The following is a 2029-nucleotide window of genomic DNA, read 5'->3' on the forward strand; positions in this document are numbered from 1 at the left end:
TTCAGTGTAGCCTATCCAATCTTCTCATTAATCTGAAAATCATAACCTGTTGTACTATAAGCTGAGCAGCCATAAAACCCTTTTTTTAGAACAACTTGACTACCGCACTTTAGACATGAACCAAGTAACATCTTTTCCTCTTCTTTCCTTTTAGCTTCCTCTATCTTTTTAATTGATGAATCTAAATTCCATGTTTTAGAGATTTGTTCAATATCGTTTAGTAGCTTTATAACTAATTTTTCAGCCTTACCTATAAATTGCTTATAGTCGACTCGACCATCAGATATTGCCTCTAATACATTTTCCCATTTTGCCGTTAATTCAGGTGAACAAACAATCATCTTGTCACCAAGTGCATCCATTAGCATCCGGCCCTTCTCTAATAAAAGCACCTTATTATTCTTATTTACTATATATCCACGATCATACAATGTATGAATAATCCCATCACGCGTTGCTACAGTACCTATTCCGCTTGTTTTCTTTAGAATTTTTTGCATTTCTTTATGTTCCATAAGTGAGCCGCAATTTTCCATTAATTCAACTAATGTCCCAGGTGTCAAATACGGAGGAGCCTTAGTCATTCCCTTATTAATTTCTGTATCAATAATCGTTCCTGTATCTCCTTCATTTACATCTGGTAAATGGGCTACTTCGTCACTTTCTTCTTCCTCTTCAGAAATTTGTTCTTTCTGATATAACATCTTCCACCCTAAATTCACCTCTTGTTTTCCTTTGGTTAAAAACGTTTCGGTGTCATCTACAACTGTGATAATTGAAGTAAAATCATATAATGCATCTTCGTGATGCGCAGCAATAACGCGTTTCACAACCAAATCATATATTGCTTTTTCTCCAGAATTTAATTTCGAAAAATCCGTAGGAACGTCTAATAGTATAATTCCATGATGATCTGAAACCTTTTTCTCGTTTATATAACGTGAAGACAAATCAGTACTGAGTATTGGAGCAGGTAAGTATTTTGAATATTCCTCGGTATACTTTAACTTTTCTAAAACCGTAGAAAGAATAGGTGCTTCAGCTGCTGTAATATATGGATTATCTGCACGAGGATATGACAACAAGCCAGCTAAATACAAGTTTTCTGCATGATGAAGGGTATCCTTAGGATCCATTTTAAATAATCTATTTGCTGTAGATTGCAGTCTGGTTAAATCAAAAAATTGAGGTGGCTTAAAAGCTTTACGTTCTTTTTTCACTTTTTTTATAATAGCTGTTTCTTCTAACAATCGAATTGAAAGTTCCTCTATAGCCTCCTCACTATCAAAACGATTCTTTTCTTCCTTGAACCATTTTCCAGTGTATTCTTTACCATTCATTTCAAAAGTCCCTGTTAAGGTCCAAAAAGGTTCTGGCATATGAGCTTCTATTTCTTTAATACGATCATAAACAAGACGCAGCGTTGGAGATTGACACCTTCCAATTGAAAATACCTCTCTTTTAAAACCATTTAAATCACCATTTTCAGATTGTCTATTTGCAAATTCTAATTGCATTCTTAACGATACAGACCTTGATAGATTTACACCTACTAGGAAATCTGCAATTGCACGTGCATGAGCACTGTGATATAAATTTTCTTTTGATTTATATGGAACTAATTCTTGCATTCCTTTTTTAATTGCAGATGGCGTTAAAGAAGAAATCCATAAACATTTAGTTGGAAGATTTCTTGTTGTGACGAATCTTATTATATCGGTATATTTTTTCATGCCCTCTCTTGCTGAGTCACAACAGTTAATAAACATTGTAACTTTAGGATCATTAGCCAGTTTTTTTATTGTTCTAACATGTTTTTCTCTGCCTTTAATAGGTTTATAAAAATAGTTCTCAGGCATTAGTGGCAATCTTGATAAACTCCATGGGGTGTTAGTCCCCATTTTTTCTTCATCAAAAGTTAAAAGATGCCCCTGGCAATATGCTACATATGCACCATCTGGAAATTCATTGCAGGGCATTATTTCATAATACAAATCATGCTTTTTATACTGGAGTTAGTATAGTCATA

Annotated in this window: 1 protein-coding gene; it reads right to left on the reverse strand. The window is 34.0% G+C overall.

What is annotated here, in order from left to right; translation table 11 throughout:
- Positions 1-11: 11 nt before the first annotated feature.
- Entirely contained in the window at positions 12-1733 is a 1722-nt protein-coding gene (locus V7183_RS21470; protein WP_335360771.1) for a DNA topoisomerase, read from the reverse strand.
- Positions 1734-2029: the final 296 nt, after the last annotated feature.

Origin of the sequence: Bacillus sp. JJ1127 (assembly GCF_036965845.1) — a bacterium.
Taxonomy (GTDB): domain Bacteria; phylum Bacillota; class Bacilli; order Bacillales; family Bacillaceae_G; genus Bacillus_A.

Bases quoted from the DNA above. Each gene is read 5' to 3' on its own strand.
- V7183_RS21470 (WP_335360771.1), bottom strand. From the start codon at position 1,733: ATGAAAAAATATACCGATATAATAAGATTCGTCACAACAAGAAATCTT.